17 protein-coding genes are annotated in these 13617 nt (G+C 66.3%); all 17 read left to right on the top strand.

The features are described from left to right. The first annotated feature begins 38 nt into the window (after positions 1 to 38). The 17 genes from HUK68_RS05445 to HUK68_RS05365 all read left to right on the top strand — a co-directional run bounded on the left by HUK68_RS05445 (position 39) and on the right by HUK68_RS05365 (position 13582). Positions 39 to 1052, top strand: a complete 1014-nt coding sequence (locus tag HUK68_RS05445) for a phage major capsid protein, P2 family (protein ID WP_175503275.1) — start codon at positions 39 to 41, stop codon at positions 1050 to 1052. A gap of 59 nt (positions 1053 to 1111) precedes the next feature. Then, positions 1112 to 2035: a phage terminase small subunit gene (gpM, locus tag HUK68_RS05440; protein ID WP_208458681.1), complete on the top strand. Its 924-nt coding sequence runs from the start codon at positions 1112 to 1114 to the stop codon at positions 2033 to 2035. Between the two features lie 113 nt (positions 2036 to 2148). Further along, complete coding sequence (locus HUK68_RS05435; RefSeq protein WP_175503274.1) at positions 2149 to 2643, top strand: head completion/stabilization protein; 495 nt, start codon at positions 2149 to 2151, stop codon at positions 2641 to 2643. 1 nt (position 2644) lies between these two features. Further along, positions 2645 to 2857, top strand: a complete 213-nt coding sequence (locus tag HUK68_RS05430) for a tail protein X (protein ID WP_175503273.1) — start codon at positions 2645 to 2647, stop codon at positions 2855 to 2857. Between the two features lie 56 nt (positions 2858 to 2913). Then, positions 2914 to 3399, top strand: coding sequence for a hypothetical protein (locus tag HUK68_RS05425; protein WP_244146261.1), 486 nt, complete (start codon positions 2914 to 2916; stop codon positions 3397 to 3399). Further along, positions 3396 to 3977: a glycoside hydrolase family 108 protein gene (locus HUK68_RS05420; RefSeq protein ID WP_175503272.1), complete on the top strand. Its 582-nt coding sequence runs from the start codon at positions 3396 to 3398 to the stop codon at positions 3975 to 3977. The genes HUK68_RS05425 and HUK68_RS05420 overlap by 4 nt, the downstream gene beginning before the upstream one ends. Further along, entirely contained in the window at positions 3974 to 4465 is a 492-nt protein-coding gene (locus tag HUK68_RS05415) for a lysis system spanin subunit (RefSeq protein ID WP_175503271.1), read from the top strand. Before HUK68_RS05420 ends, HUK68_RS05415 begins: the two co-directional genes overlap by 4 nt. Then, positions 4462 to 4962: a phage tail protein gene (locus tag HUK68_RS05410; RefSeq protein ID WP_175503270.1), complete on the top strand. Its 501-nt coding sequence runs from the start codon at positions 4462 to 4464 to the stop codon at positions 4960 to 4962. Before HUK68_RS05415 ends, HUK68_RS05410 begins: the two co-directional genes overlap by 4 nt. Next, the gene (locus HUK68_RS05405) at positions 4962 to 5429 is read left to right on the top strand and encodes a phage virion morphogenesis protein (RefSeq protein WP_175503269.1); all 468 of its coding nucleotides are present in this window, start codon (positions 4962 to 4964) and stop codon (positions 5427 to 5429) included. The genes HUK68_RS05410 and HUK68_RS05405 overlap by 1 nt, the downstream gene beginning before the upstream one ends. 91 nt (positions 5430 to 5520) lie before the next feature. Then, a complete protein-coding gene (locus HUK68_RS05400) occupies positions 5521 to 6192 on the top strand; it encodes a phage baseplate assembly protein V (RefSeq protein WP_175503268.1) in 672 nt (223 codons plus the stop codon). Next, a complete protein-coding gene (locus HUK68_RS05395) occupies positions 6189 to 6530 on the top strand; it encodes a GPW/gp25 family protein (protein ID WP_244146260.1) in 342 nt (113 codons plus the stop codon). Before HUK68_RS05400 ends, HUK68_RS05395 begins: the two co-directional genes overlap by 4 nt. After that, complete coding sequence (locus HUK68_RS05390) at positions 6527 to 7444, top strand: baseplate assembly protein (RefSeq protein ID WP_175503267.1); 918 nt, start codon at positions 6527 to 6529, stop codon at positions 7442 to 7444. Before HUK68_RS05395 ends, HUK68_RS05390 begins: the two co-directional genes overlap by 4 nt. Further along, positions 7437 to 7985, top strand: coding sequence for a phage tail protein I (locus HUK68_RS05385; protein ID WP_175503266.1), 549 nt, complete (start codon positions 7437 to 7439; stop codon positions 7983 to 7985). Before HUK68_RS05390 ends, HUK68_RS05385 begins: the two co-directional genes overlap by 8 nt. 13 nt (positions 7986 to 7998) lie before the next feature. Continuing rightward, positions 7999 to 11031: a phage tail protein gene (locus HUK68_RS23215; RefSeq protein WP_244146259.1), complete on the top strand. Its 3033-nt coding sequence runs from the start codon at positions 7999 to 8001 to the stop codon at positions 11029 to 11031. Positions 11032 to 11033: 2 nt separating this feature from the next. Further along, positions 11034 to 11852 carry a DUF4376 domain-containing protein gene (locus HUK68_RS05375; protein ID WP_175503265.1) on the top strand — a complete coding sequence of 273 codons (819 nt, stop codon included), beginning with the start codon at positions 11034 to 11036 and terminating at the stop codon, positions 11850 to 11852. After that, positions 11849 to 13039: a phage tail sheath protein gene (locus tag HUK68_RS05370; RefSeq protein WP_175503264.1), complete on the top strand. Its 1191-nt coding sequence runs from the start codon at positions 11849 to 11851 to the stop codon at positions 13037 to 13039. Before HUK68_RS05375 ends, HUK68_RS05370 begins: the two co-directional genes overlap by 4 nt. A gap of 33 nt (positions 13040 to 13072) precedes the next feature. Beyond that, positions 13073 to 13582, top strand: coding sequence for a phage major tail tube protein (locus HUK68_RS05365; protein WP_175503263.1), 510 nt, complete (start codon positions 13073 to 13075; stop codon positions 13580 to 13582). Positions 13583 to 13617 lie beyond the last annotated feature (35 nt).

Raw genomic sequence — 13617 nt, 5'->3', positions numbered from 1 at the left:
CGCCCATCACCGTCCCACCATCCGACAAGGAAACCCCTATGCGCAACGACAGCCGCCGCGTCTTCAACACCTACATGGCCCGCGTGGCCGAACTCAACGGCATCGACCTGGCCGATACGGACAAGTCCTTTGCCGTCATCCCCAGCGTCCAGCAGAAGCTGGAAACGGCGATGCAGGAGTCCAGCGAGTTCCTGAGCAAGATCAACGTCATCCCCGTGACCGAGCAGCAGGGCGAAAAGCTGGGCCTGTCGCTGTCGGGCCCCAGCGCTGGCCGCACCAACACCGCGGACAAGGAACGCAAGACGCGCGACCTGACTGCGCTGGGCGCACGCGGCTACCACTGCACGAAAACCAATTTCGACACGCATCTGAACTACGCCAAGATCGACGCCTGGGCCAAATTCAAGGACTTCCAGATCCGCGTGGCCAAGATGCTGGCCCAGCGTCAAGCGCTGGACCGCATCTGCATCGGCTTCAACGGTATCTCGATTGCGGCGGACACCGACATCGATGCAAATCCGCTGCTGCAGGACGTCAACAAGGGCTGGCTGCAGCACCTGCGTGAAGAAGCGCCCGAACGCGTCCTCGGCGAAGGCAAAGCAGGTGGCAAGCTGCTCATCGGCAAGACAGGCGATTACCGGAATCTGGATGCTGCGGTTTTTGATGCCCGCGAACTGCTGGACCCCTGGCACCGCAACAACCCGAATCTTGTGGTGATGTTGGGCAGCCAGCTGCTGCACGACAAGTATTTCCCGTTGGTCAACACCGACCAGGCACCCAGCGAAACCATGGCGGCCGACATCGTGATCAGCCAGAAGCGCGTGGGTGGGTTGGCAGCAGCCTCGGCGCCGTTCTTCCCCGAGAACGCCATGCTGATTACCACCTTCGACAACCTGTCGGTGTACTGGCAGGAAGGCGCCCGCCGCCGCCACATCAAGGAAAACCCGGCGCGGGATCGCGTCGAGGATTTCCAGTCCAGCAATGACGCCTACGTGATCGAGGACGTTGGCCAGGCGGTGCTTGTGGAGAACATCGAGATCGTCGAAGCCTAAGCCGCACGGGCCGCCCTTCGACGGGCGGCCCGCCTCCGCAACCCACACCAGACACCACCATGGCACTCACCCCCGCCCAGCGTCACCGCGCCCGCGTCATGGCCGAGAAGGCCCAGGCGGCCAGTCCCTTCGGCATCGAGCTGCAGGGCAGCGATTACCAGCTGATGCTGGCCAAGCTCGCCACCGACAAGCGCACGCTCAAAGCCCTGCAATCCGTCCAGCTCAAACGCCAGACCAAGGCGCAGCTGCTGCCTGAATACCTGCCGTGGATCGAGGGCGCATTGTCCAAGGGCCAGGGCGCGCGGGATGATGTGTTCACCACCACCATGGTCTGGGCCATCGACGCCGGCGCCTACGGCCTGGCGCTGCGCATGGCTGCCTACGTGCTGCAGCACAAGCTGCCGCTGCCCGACCAGTACCAGCGCGGCGCCGCGGCGGTGCTGCTGGACGAATACGCCGACGCCTATCTGCGCGGCCAATGGCAGCCCCTGCGCCCTGGCGCCGACGAGAAAGGCCAGCCGGCCCTGGTGGCCGACGAAACACACCCGGCCGAACACCTGACGGCCCTTGCCGGCCTCACCAACGGCCAGGACGCCCCCGACCAGGCACGCGCCAAGCTCCTGAAGGCTACGGCCTATGCGCTGCTGGGCAAGGTCCAGACCGCCGAGGATCCAAAGCTGGACGGCTTGCCGCCCGAGATCCTGGGCGATGTGCTGGCCCTGCTGGTGCAGGCCCTGCACCTCGATGCTCAATCCGGCGTGAAAAAGGACATCGAGCGCATCGAGCGCAAACAGCGCGCGCTGGCCAATCCCGCATCACCCGCGTCCCACGCGCTTCAGGGCGCTGCCGACCAGGCCAGCACGGCCGATACCGCGCCCGACGCCGCCGAGACCCAGCCGGCCACGGCTGCGGCCCGGCGCAAGACCCCAGCCAAGCCTCCCGCACGCGCCGCGGCCAAGACCGGGAAGGCCGCCAAGACCTGACAACCACCGAGCACCCCCAGTGCCGGGCGGCTCGCCAGGCCGCGCGAGGGTTCATTCCCTGCAGCAACGCCTGGCGACCACCGCCCACCTATTGACCCCAGCCACGCATCACCATGTCCTTTCTGATTGCCAACGGTCCTCCTATCGTGCGGACCACCCCGCCCGAAGACCCGGCCCCGCTCGGCACCCTGTCGGCGGGCGGCTTCTGGCCCGCGATTGACCTGGCGAAGCTGCGCGCCGACGTCGCAATCGATGGTGTCGTGACCGCCGCGCGCCTCACGCATGCCGCCACGGATGCGCTGGCGCATGTCCTTGATGAGCTCGACCAGTGGGCCATCGCGCAGCAGGCCGCAGGCCATGCCACCCTGGCCAGCGTGCCGGCGGCTGCCATCAACGGCGTGAGCGTCCAGGTCAGCCGCTTCGAGCGGGCCGTGTATGCCTATGCCAAGGCCAACATCACCGAACGCTATGCCGATGCCGACGCCACCGGCCGGGCCGAGCGCGGCGATGCGGGCCGGCGCCTGCTGGCCGACGAGTACCGCCGCGACGGCCTGCATGCGCTGCGCGACATCCAGCGCGTCTCGCGCATGACATCGGAACTGATCTGACATGCCCACGACCGTGCGCACCCAGCAAGGCGACACCGTGGACCTGCTGTGCTGGCGGCACCTTCGCGCCACGGCCGAAGTTACCGAAGCCACGCTCGCGCTGAATCCTGGCCTGGCTGCCCACGGCACCAACCTGCCCATGGGTCTGCTGGTCACCCTGCCAGACCTGCCCGCCGCCCCCACCGCAACCCAAACCGTAAAGCTATGGGATTGATCCGCCCCCGCCCTCTCACCCACCACCGCCACCACCACCAACCGACGCGCACCACCATGACCGAACCGACCTCCGCCGCCGGCACCTTCGCCGGCTACAAGCTCGCCCTTTTCTCGCTGCCGATTGCGGCAAGCCTTCTTGCGTTCTGGCTGGGCCTGCGCTTCGTGCCGCTGCGCGCCACCGACCCGCGCGGCGATCTGCTCAACCGGGTTCTGGCCTGCCTGGTCAGCGGCTTCGTTCTCGGCGTGCCGGCACTGGTGATGCTCATGCAGCACTGGCCGGGCATCTTCGACGCCGGCGCGCGCCTGGCCATCCTGGCGGCCCTGCCCGCCATCGCGGGATTCTTCGTCATCACCGGATGCGTGTTCGTGGTGTGTTCCATTCCTGGTCCGTGGGTGGTTGCGGGCGTGTTCCTGTGGCTCAAACGCAGCGAGGGCAAGACCATCACCGAGATTGCCCGGGACGCCCGGCACGACCTGGCCGAATCGAGCCGCGGCGCGTCTGCCGGCGGCAACGCGAACGCGACGGGAGGCCGCCCATGACTGCCGAAACCATCCGCTACATCAATGACCTCATCGAGCGTGAAGGCGGCTACGTCCATGATCCGCAGGACTCCGGCGGCGAGACCAATTACGGCATCACGGTGGCAACTGCGCGCGCCTATGGCTACAAGGGCGACATGCGCGACCTGCCGCGCGAAACCGCACAGAGCATCTACATCAAGCGCTATTGGGTCGAACCCGGCTTCCACCGCGTGGCGCAGCTGTACCCTGGCCTGGCCGACTGCATGATGGATTTCGGCGTGCTCGCAGGGCAAAGCACCGCCGTGCGCCACCTGCAGCGTGTCCTCAACGTGCTCAATCGCAACCAGGCCGACTACGCCGATATCACGGCTGATGGCCGCATCGGCACCCTGACCCTGGGCGCCCTGCAGGCCTTTCTGGGCAAGCGCGGCCGCGAAGGCGCGAACGTGCTTTTCGGCATGGTGGCCTCGCAGCAGTCGAACTACCTGCTCGAACTGGCGGAACGCCGCCCCAAGGACGAACGCTTCCAGTACGGCTGGCAGCTCAATCGCGCGCTGGGCGAACTGCTCAGCGACAAGCAGTTCCTGCCGGCATGAAAGCCGCCGCCACGATGATCCTGAAGGCGGTGCTTCCCCTGGCCGTGCTGGGCGCGCTCTACGGCGCCGACCAGCGCGGCGAGGAGCGCGGCAGCCTGCGCGTACAAAACGACCAGTTGGCCGGCACTGTGCAGCAGCTCGCCAAAACCCTGGAGCGCAGCGGCCAGTTGGCCGACTCGCTCGAACAGATCCTCGACACCAACCGCACAGGACAAAACGATGCGAAAAGCTCAATCGACAGCCTGGCTGCTGGCCTGCGCAGTGGCTCTATCCGCCTGTCAGTCCGCACCTCTCCAGAGCCCGGCCCTGGCGTCAGCGCCGAACGTGCCAGCCCTGGCAATCCCGAAGCGCGCGCCGAACTTGACCGAGAGGATGCTGCAGCGCTTCTTGGAATCACCGGCGAAGGCGACGCCGCAATCCGGGACCTCAACACCTGCATCGACGCCTATGGCGCCGTCCGGGCAAAAGTGAACGGCGCCGCACCATGAAAAAGCCGCACGCGCTCCGCGCATTCCTCGCCGGCGCGGTGCCCGCGCTGCAGACCGACCCGCAGCGCCTCAAGATGTTTGTCCAGGGCGGCAACGTCGTGGCGCGCAGCGGCGATACGCTCTCCTTCGAGTACCGCTACACGGTGCGCCTGGTGCTGCTGGATTTCACGGACGATCTGGACCTGATCACAGTGCCCCTGCTCGCCTGGCTCCACACCTACCAGAACGAGCTATTCCAGAACAAGGAACGGGCCGCCAAGGCTGTCCGCTTCGACGTAGAGCCGTTGGCCGACAACCTGATCGACCTGGCCATTGAGGTCGATCTGACCGAGGCAGTGACGGTGACAGAGGGGCGCGATGAACAGGGCCGGCAGACCCTGACTACCAGCCACCGCGGCGAGACCTATAGCCCCAAGCCCTACGCGGAAGGCGAGTACACCCTGTACCTTGGTGACAAGATCGGGGCCGAGTGGCACACCACGCAAGGTATCGGGTAATGGCCGAATCCATCGACCAGATCGCCGAATGGGCCACGCCGCTGCTCGCGCGCCTCGCGCCGGTCGCGCGCAAAGCCGCCATGGCCGAGGTGGCGGAATACCTCCGGCGCAGCCAGACCCAGCGGATCGCCAGCCAGCGCAACCCGGACGGCTCACCCTATGAGGCACGCCGGCCGCGCGCATCGTTGGCCGCCAGCAAAGGCGGCATCCGGCGCGGAATGTTCCTGGGCCTGCGCAAAGCGCGCAACCTGCAGCGCAAGGCCACCAGCGACTCGGCGATGGTGGCCATGCAGCCGCGTGCCTTGCGCGTAGCCCGAGTCCACCAGTTCGGCCTGACCGACAAGGTGGACCGGCGCGACCCGGGCAGTCCGTCGGTGCGCTACGCCCGCCGCGAATTGCTGGGCTTCATGGCGGCCGACCTTGAAGCGGTCGCGGACATCCTGATCCGGCACGCAATCCCCGCCTGAATCCGCCCCATTGGCGGGCCGCTTCCGTCCCGGCTCCCGCCACACATAGCATTCCTCGCGCGCCAGGGCGCCAACCGGCAAATTAGGGGGGATGTCTACGCCCGACCCCATCCTTGTCCTGTCCGAACTGCAGCGTCTGGTGCATAACCTCATCCGCGTGGGTTCCATCCATTCCGTGGATCACGGCGGCCCAGGCAAACCTGCCCGGGTGCGCGTGCAGATCGGCGAACTGGTCACCGACTGGCGCCCGTACCACGAATGCCGCGCGGGCGGCACCAAGACCTGGAACCCGCCCACCGCGGGCGAACAGGCAACGGTCCTCTCGCCCAGCGGCGACCTGGGCGCGGCCGTGGTGCTGGTCGGCCTGAACAGCACCGGCAACCCTGCGCCCAGCAACGACCCGAACAAGACCATTACCGAGTACCCAGACGGCACCGTCGTGGAATATGACCACGCCGCGCATGCCCTGCTGGTGACGCTGGCGGCTGGCGGAACAGCGACGCTGATCGCGCCCGGCAGCGTCACGGTCGACAGTCCCGAAGTCACGATGACCGGCAACTGCACCGTGGATGGATCGCTCACCTACAAGGGCGGCATGCGCGGCAGCGGCAAAGCGTCTGGCGCAGGAAGCTCCGCCGATATCGAGGGGACCCTGAGCACTACCCAGGATGTGGTGGCCAACGGCATCAGCCTTGCCGGACACGTTCACGGCGAAGTTCTGCGCGGCGGAGATAACACCAGCTCGCCGCGAGGTGCCGCATGATGAACGTGAACACCGGCCGCCGCATAGGCTGGAGCGACCATATCGGCCAGTCCATCACGGACATCATCACCACGCCCATCGGCTCGCGCCTGATGCGCCGCGGCTACGGCAGCTACATCCCGCAGATGATCGACCAGCCGATGACGCCAGCCAACATCCTGCGGCTGCAGGCGGCGACAGCGCAGGCCATCATGAAGCATGAGCCACGTACCCGGCTGCGCCGTGCCACGTTGGAGCTGGGCGCAGACGGCCGGACGGTGCTGTCCATCGAGCGCACCGACAAGGGCCAGTCCAGCATCACGCGCCAAACCGTCGAACTCCGCGGGGGCCAGGCATGAGCAGCGCCCAACTGATCGACATGAGCAAGCTGCCCGCTCCGGCAGTGGTCACGGTGCCCGATGCCGAGGCCATCCTTGCTGCGCTGAAAGCCGACCTCATCGCGGCCATGCCTGCCGAGCTGCGCACCCTCACCGCTGCCACCTTGGGACTGGAATCCGAGCCGCTGACAAAGTTGCTGGAGCGCCTGGCCTACCAGCTTGTGGTGGAGCGCAGCGCGCGCAACGACAGCGCGCATGCGGTGATGCTGGCATATGCCCACGGCAGCGACCTCGACCAGCTGGCGGTGTTTTTCGGCGTCCAGCGGCTGACCATCACCGAGGCCGACCCCGCCGCCGTGCCGCCGGTCGTGGCAGTGATGGAAGACGATGACACCTTCCGCACCCGCATCCAGCTTGCGCCGCGCGGCTACAGCGTGGCCGGCCCGGTCGGCGCCTACGTCTACCACGCCAAGACGGCCGACGGCCAGGTGCTCGATGCCGCAGCCACCAGCCCATCACCCGGCACTGTCATCGTGTCCGTGCTGGCGCGCGATGGCAGCGGCGTTCCGCCGCAGGCGCTGCTCGCCAAGGTGGCAGCCGCCGTGAATGCCGACGATGTGCGACCGCTCACCGATGAGGTCATCGTCCAGGCGGCCGGCATCGTGCCCTACCTGATTTCGGCCAAGGTCTACACCTTGCCCGGCCCTGATTCTTCGAGCGTGCTGGAAACCGCGCTGCTGCGCGTGCAGGCTTATGCCGCGGACATGCACCGCATCGGGCGCAGGCCCACGCTTTCGGGCATCTACGCGGCGCTGCACATCGAGGGCGTGCAGCGGGTGGAACTGACCAGCCCGGCCGCCGATGTGGCCGTGAGCGAGACCCAGGCCAGCTGGTGTACGGCCATCGATGTGACCTATGGAGGCACCGTTGACTGATTCGCTGCTGCCGCCGAATGCCTCGGCGCTCGACCGCGCGGCCGAGCAAGTCATGGCGACCCACCTGTCGGCCATTCCACAGCCGCACCGCGCGCTGTGGAATCCCGACACCTGCCCGCTGTCACACCTGCCCTGGCTGGCCTGGTCCATGGGCGTCGAGGCCTGGCGCAGCGAGTGGCCAGAAGCCATCAAGCGCGCCATCGTGCGCAACGCCATTCAGGTCCAGCGCCAAAGGGGAACCATCAAAAGCGTGCGCGACACCGTGGCCAGCTTCGGCGGCGCAATCAGCATCCGCGAATGGTGGCAGACCACCCCCCGGGGCACACCACACACCTTCGAGCTGGTCTTCACCATGACCGGGCAGGACGGCGCGCAGTCGAGCGCTGCATTTGTCCAGGACGTAATGGCCGAGGTGGCGCGCGTCAAACCGCTGCGGTCGCATTTCACCTTCATCCAAGGGCTCAACGCTTCGGCATCCATCAAGCTCGCGGCGGTCGGCCGGCCCATGGCTTATGCCCGCCTCGACATGGCCGTGCAGTGATCGGCGAATCCACATGAACATCATCTTCAAACTCACCAACGCCGGACGGCAAGCCCTCATCAATGCCAAGCAGGACGGCAGCCAGGCGCGCACCATCGTCAGCGTCGGAGTCACGGCCACCGCATTCACACCGACCGACGCGCTGGCCAGCATCCCGAACGAAATCAAGCGCCTGCCTTCCATTGCCGGCGATGTGGTGGCCAAGGACACCATCCACATCACCATCCGCGACGATGGCGAGGACACCTACACCGTGCGCGGGCTGGGCCTCTACCTCGACAACGGCGTGCTGCTGGGCACCTACAGCCAGGCCGCGGTGATCCTCGAAAAGTCCGTGGCGTCCATTCTGATGCTGGCGACCGACATGCGAGTGCTCGACGGCAGCGTGGACATCAGCACGCTGCAGTTTGGCGAAACCAACTTCATCAACCCGCCGGCAACCACCGAGCGCCAGGGCGTGGTGGAGTTGGCAACCGCGGCAGAGGCCGAGCAGCTGAAGGATGGCCAGCGCGCGCTGACGCCGGCCAGCGCGGCCAAGCTGTTTGCGGATCGCGCGCTGGTGGCCACCAAGATCAAGGCAGGCACCGGTTTGAAAGGCGGCGGCGACCTGGCCGCTGATCGCACGATCGAACTGGACAAGTCCGGCGTGACTGCCGGCGAATATGGCAGCGAGACCGAAGCGCCCGCCTTCAAGGTGGACGATTTTGGACGGGTTGTCGAAGCCGCCCGCAAGACGATGAAGCCCGACTGGAGCAACGTGCAGAGAAAGCCGACCACGCTGGGCGGCTATGGCATCACCGACGCTACGCCCAGCAACCATGTTGGCTCGCGCGGCGGCTCTCATGCCGTGGCTACCACGACAGAGGCCGGCTTCATGGCCGCCGGTGATCGCGTGACCCTCGACGCTCTGCCACAGGATCTGGCCAACCGCGTTGCTATCGAAAGCGGCAGCGCGGTGCTGATCGAAGGTCAGAACGTAAACGACCTGAACCGAACGGGCTTTTTCCGCGGCCACGGCATGCCTGGCGCGCCAAGCATGGGCTGGTGGTTCGTCATCCACATCCAGCACGGCGGCGATTGGGCAACGCAGTTTTTCACTTCGTTCGGCACGGATGGCCAGTATCCAGCTGGAGCGTCGCTCAAACGAATGCGAACAGGTGCCGCAGGCTGGCAAGCATTCCAGCGCGTGCTGGACAGCGACAACTTCAACAACTATGCGCCCACGCTCATGGGCGACGGTGCGATGGGCACTTGGCCCATCAGCGTTACAGGGAATGCTCAGACCTTTGGCGGCAAAGGCCAATCGGAATATCAACGCTATCGCGGCTCCATCACAGCGGAACAACTCGATGCAGCGCTGGAGCGTGGCACCTACCACGTCAATAAAGGCAATTTCTCCACTGCGCTGAACACCATCGCCGCGGGCGGCTCGACCTCTCGCGTGCAGACAGAATATAAGTACGACGGTGAAGTGCGTTGGCGCGTGCGCATCGATGACGCCGCTTTTTCGCCCTGGTGGTATTACCTGCATTCGGGCAATTTCACCAGCTATGCGCCCGCGCTCAATGGCACAGGTGCCTATGGAACGTGGAGCATCCGCGCTCTGGCGGCCAACCAAGCGGATAGCGCCGCCGCAGTGCCTTGGGCTGGGGTCAGCGGCAAGCCCCTCCATATCATGGCGCACGCCGGCTGGTCGGTGCATGCAGACAACATGGCGCCGAACAGCACAGGCTTCACCTACAGCGCAGGTGCGCCATTTCCCGGGCCAGTGGTTCGCTTCGACGCTGCGGGCGACAAGGCATCCAACTGCAGCTTGTGGCTGAATGCGATGCACACAAACAGCAGTGTCATTGCCATGCGCACGCAGTCGGAAAGCGGTGCCATGAATGCCTGGGAGCGCATCTCTATTTACCGCGATCGCGCCAACTGGGCTGGTGACGATGTAGCGAAAAAGAAGGTTGCAGGTGAGCTGGGTTGGACGGGCTACGGCAATGGGCACACCATCATCGATGCGAGCAGTTCAGTCGCGCCTGACGGTGTAGCCGTAAACCGAACGACACCCACGTTTAGCACGCAGAAGGCAATCGCCGATGGGGTGGCAATCCCCACACTCATGGGGTACAACGGCAGCAAGACCTACCCTGTGCGCGTGACACTGGCGCAATGCATGGAACGCGGGGAGCACTGGTCCGAGCAGGTAAGTGCCTATGGATCGGCTGCCGCTGGCATGGTTCGTGAGAATGCCTACGCAAGCTCCACGCAGACCAGCAACGACTATGCGCCGCGCTGGGCTTTCCAGTGGAACAGCCGTGTGCTGAACCAGTTCGGCATGGATGCCAATGGCATCTTCCACATGTGGGGCGACTGGGCGCGAGACACCCCACAGGATCACCGCGATCTGTGGCTGCGCAGTCTGCGCGCTCTGGGGAACGTGACCGTAGACGACGCCCTCATCGTCTCAGGCTGCAAGGGTGGCGTGGTGCCAGCAGGCTCATACCTTGACTACGCCGGCGAGGGCTCGCCTGTGGGATACCTGCGCTGCAACGGGGCGGCCTACTCGCGCGCGGTCTATACAGATCTCTTTGCAGCCATCGGAACCCGGTACGGCGCAGGCGACGGTTCCACCACCTTCAACGTGCCTGACCTGCGCGGCCTGGCGCGGCGCGATCTGGACGAAGGGCGCGGCGTTGACCCCAGCCGCGTGCTGGGCAGCTATCAAGCCAGCGCGCTGGGATCGCACAGCCATACCGGCACGACCGCCAGCGCGGGCGACCACACGCACAGCGGCTACACCACCACGGGCGGTGAGCACAGCCACGTCATGCGGCGAGATTCTGGCGGCGGCACCTGGGACGGGCAGCTCGGGATCGTCGCCGCCGAAGGCTGGGAGGGACTGGTCGCAACCGCCGAAGGCACCGGTACCCATTCGCACGGCGTGCAGACCTATGGCGGCGGCACGCACCTGCATACCTTCACCACGAACGCAACGGGCGCAAGCGAAACCCGCATGGCCAACCTTTCCGGCCGCGCATTCATCAAGTACTGACCATGACCAACAGCACCACCGAGACACCCGCGGCAGATGCCGCCGACATCGAGCAGGCGCCGCAGCAGGCCGCGCCGGAATTCAAAGTAGTTCCGCAGCTCAACATGGCCGGCTTTTTCCTGGGCGCCACCCGCGCCTATGCCAGCCCGCTGGAGCCCGGCTTCTACCCACTGCCCAGCCTGGCACTGGATGCACCATTGCCGCGCGCGCTGGGACCGCTGGAGTGCGCCCGCTACAACCCGGAAGGCGAGCCGGCCGACCCGTGGGACTACCTGCCCGACTACAGCGCGGCCACCGTCTACGACACGACCACGGGCGAACGCATCGGCGTGCCGCCTGGCTCGACCCTCGCCGACGTTGGCGGCACGCTGCAGGCGCCCGAGGAGGTCACCAGCACACCCCAGGCCGCCACGCTGGCCGACCTGCAGGGCGAACTGCTGCGCGCCGCGGCTGCGCACCGCTGGGCCGTAGAAACCGGCAGCATCGTCGTGGCCGGCGTGCGCGTGGCCACCGCCATCGAGGACCAGAACCGCATCACTAGCGTGGTGGCCAATGCCACGCTGGCCGGCGTCGAGTCGGTCGACTTCAAGGCCGCATCCGGCTGGGTATCGCTGTCCATCGCGCAGCTCACCGACATTGCCGGCGCCATCGCCCGCCACGTGCAGCGCTGCTACACCGCCGAGCGCGCCCACGCCGACGCCATCGACGCGCTGAAGTCGCTGGAAGAAGCGCGCGCCTACGACATCACCAGCGGCTGGCCCTCGGCCGAAGCCGCGGCCACCACGCAAACCACCACCACGCAACAGGAGTCCCAGCCATGAGCACCGAATATCACCACGGCGTTCGCGTCATCGAAACCACGGGCGCCGGCGCGGCCATCCGCGTGGTGTCCACCGCCGTCATCGGCCTGGTGGGCACCGCGCCCGATGCCGACGTCGACGCGTTCCCGCTGAACGTGCCCGTTCTGCTTACCAACCCGGCCGGCTCCGTCGGCAAGGTCGGCGCGGCGGGAACGCTGGCCAAGGCGCTCGCATCGATCAGCAAGCAAAGCCGCGCGCTCACCGTCGTGGTGCGCGTGGAGCAAGGCGTGGATGCGGCAGCGACCACGACCAATGTGATCGGCACCACGACCGCTGCCGGCCAGCGCACCGGCCTGCAGGCCCTGCTCGCGGCCGAGGGCGCGCTCGGCGTCAAGCCGCGCATCATCGGCGTGCCCGGCCTGGACACCAAGGCCGTGGCCACCGAAGTGGCCAGCATCTGCCAGCAGCTGCGCGCGTTCGGCTACGCCGCGGCGCGCGGCGTCAATGACCAGTACGCAGCGACCAAGGAAGAAGCCACGGCATACCGCGCCGAATTCGGCCAGCGCGAGCTGATGGTGATGTGGCCCAACTTCCTGGCGTGGGATGCCGAAGCCGGCGAGGCCGCCGAAATGCCAGCCGTCGGCTACGCGCTGGGCTTGCGCGCCAAGCTGGATCAACAGGTCGGCTGGCACAAGTCGATCTCCAATGCCGTCGTGAACGGCCCCGAGGGCATGACGAAGGATGTGTTCTTCGACCTGCAGAACCCTGCCAGCGATGCCGGCTACCTCAACAGCAAGGAAGTCACCACCATCATCCGCCGCAGCGGCTACCGCTTCTGGGGCTCGCGCACCTGCGAGGAACAGGGCGGCAAGTTCGCTTTCGAGAACTACACCCGCACCGCCCAGGTGCTGGCCGACACCATCGCCGAGGCGCATTTCACCTTCATCGACAAGCCCATGCACCCCAGCCTGGTGCGCGACATGCTGGGCTACATCAATAGCCGCTTCCGCGATCTGGTGGCCGGTGGCTACCTGATCGGCGCCGAAGCCTACTTCGACCCGGACCGCAACAGCAAGGAAGACCTCGCGGCCGGCCGCCTGCTCATTGGCTATCGCTACACGCCCGTGCCGCCGCTGGAAAACCTGATCTTCGAGCAGGCCATCACGGACGAGTACCTCGCCGAGTTCGCCCTGTCCATCCAGGCATAAGCCATCAACCACCCAACATAGGAGCACTACCCCATGGCACTGCCCTCCAAGCTCAAAAACTTCAACCTGTTCGGCGACGGCAACAGCTGGCGCGGCCTGATCGATTCCGTCACGCTACCCAAGCTCACGCGCAAAGTCGAGGAATGGCGCGGCGGCGGCATGCATGGCCCCATCGAAGTGGATCTCGGCCTGGAAAAGCTCGAGTTGTCCTTCAAGGCTGGCGGCATGCTGCTGGACGGCTACGTCGCCTTCGGCGGCACGACGCACAACGCCAACCAGTGGCGCTTTGCCGGCGCATATCAAGACGACAGCACGAACGAAGTGATGACCGTGGAAGTGATGGTCAGCGGCCGTGTGCGCGAACTCGATCCAGGCGATGCCAAGGCCGGCGACGACACCGAGCACACCCACACAGTCAGCGTCAGCTACTACAAGCTGACGATCAACGGCGCCGACGTCATCGAAATCGACATGCCGGGCATGGTGTTCCGCGTCAATGGCGTTGACCAGCTGGGCGCCATCCGCCGCGCCATCGGCATGTAAGCCTGCCCGCTCCACCACCATCGATCCACCAGGGC

Source organism: Comamonas antarctica, from assembly GCF_013363755.1.
GTDB lineage: Bacteria > Pseudomonadota > Gammaproteobacteria > Burkholderiales > Burkholderiaceae_C > Comamonas > Comamonas antarctica.
Note: the sequence above shows the minus strand (reverse complement) of the source record. Positions and strands in the feature narration are given on the sequence as shown.

What these genes read in the sequence shown, in the direction of transcription:
- HUK68_RS05390 (WP_175503267.1), top strand. Translation starts at nt 6,527, where the DNA reads ATGAGCAGCGCCCAACTGATCGACATGAGCAAGCTGCCCGCTCCGGCA.
- HUK68_RS05375 (WP_175503265.1), top strand. Translation starts at nt 11,034, where the DNA reads ATGACCAACAGCACCACCGAGACACCCGCGGCAGATGCCGCCGACATC.
- HUK68_RS05430 (WP_175503273.1), top strand. Translation starts at nt 2,645, where the DNA reads ATGCCCACGACCGTGCGCACCCAGCAAGGCGACACCGTGGACCTGCTG.
- HUK68_RS05395 (WP_244146260.1), top strand. Translation starts at nt 6,189, where the DNA reads ATGATGAACGTGAACACCGGCCGCCGCATAGGCTGGAGCGACCATATC.
- HUK68_RS05405 (WP_175503269.1), top strand. Translation starts at nt 4,962, where the DNA reads ATGGCCGAATCCATCGACCAGATCGCCGAATGGGCCACGCCGCTGCTC.
- HUK68_RS05420 (WP_175503272.1), top strand. Translation starts at nt 3,396, where the DNA reads ATGACTGCCGAAACCATCCGCTACATCAATGACCTCATCGAGCGTGAA.
- HUK68_RS05365 (WP_175503263.1), top strand. Translation starts at nt 13,073, where the DNA reads ATGGCACTGCCCTCCAAGCTCAAAAACTTCAACCTGTTCGGCGACGGC.
- HUK68_RS05445 (WP_175503275.1), top strand. Translation starts at nt 39, where the DNA reads ATGCGCAACGACAGCCGCCGCGTCTTCAACACCTACATGGCCCGCGTG.
- HUK68_RS05435 (WP_175503274.1), top strand. Translation starts at nt 2,149, where the DNA reads ATGTCCTTTCTGATTGCCAACGGTCCTCCTATCGTGCGGACCACCCCG.
- HUK68_RS05425 (WP_244146261.1), top strand. Translation starts at nt 2,914, where the DNA reads ATGACCGAACCGACCTCCGCCGCCGGCACCTTCGCCGGCTACAAGCTC.
- HUK68_RS23215 (WP_244146259.1), top strand. Translation starts at nt 7,999, where the DNA reads ATGAACATCATCTTCAAACTCACCAACGCCGGACGGCAAGCCCTCATC.
- HUK68_RS05410 (WP_175503270.1), top strand. Translation starts at nt 4,462, where the DNA reads ATGAAAAAGCCGCACGCGCTCCGCGCATTCCTCGCCGGCGCGGTGCCC.
- HUK68_RS05370 (WP_175503264.1), top strand. Translation starts at nt 11,849, where the DNA reads ATGAGCACCGAATATCACCACGGCGTTCGCGTCATCGAAACCACGGGC.
- HUK68_RS05400 (WP_175503268.1), top strand. Translation starts at nt 5,521, where the DNA reads ATGTCTACGCCCGACCCCATCCTTGTCCTGTCCGAACTGCAGCGTCTG.
- gpM (WP_208458681.1), top strand. Translation starts at nt 1,112, where the DNA reads ATGGCACTCACCCCCGCCCAGCGTCACCGCGCCCGCGTCATGGCCGAG.
- HUK68_RS05415 (WP_175503271.1), top strand. Translation starts at nt 3,974, where the DNA reads ATGAAAGCCGCCGCCACGATGATCCTGAAGGCGGTGCTTCCCCTGGCC.